Annotated in this window: 1 protein-coding gene; it reads left to right on the top strand. The window is 48.0% G+C overall.

Annotated features, from left to right (window positions below; genetic code table 11):
- Positions 1–35: 35 nt before the first annotated feature.
- A partial coding sequence (locus tag Q0882_RS16700) for a hypothetical protein (RefSeq protein ID WP_299184103.1) occupies positions 36–250 on the top strand: 215 nt, incomplete at its 3' end.

Raw genomic sequence — 250 nt, 5'->3', positions numbered from 1 at the left:
CGACTCAACTATCTAAAAAATAAGAGGCCTTCGTCATGGATAAAAAGTCCGCACAGGCCCACAAGGCCACCCATTTTCTACATAACCTGGATGAGGCTGTGTTTGCCCGTCCTAAACTGATTCTGAGCCTGATTCTGCTGGTCACGCTGTTCTTCGCCTATCAGATCCCCAGTGTGAAGATGTACTCCGACTTTGCAGATCTACTGCCACAGGAGCACACCTACATAGAACTGCACAATGAGATCAAGGA

Origin of the sequence: uncultured Neptuniibacter sp. (genome assembly GCF_947498015.1) — a bacterium.
GTDB lineage: Bacteria > Pseudomonadota > Gammaproteobacteria > Pseudomonadales > Balneatricaceae > Neptuniibacter.
This window is presented reverse-complemented; position numbering and strand designations above follow the sequence as displayed.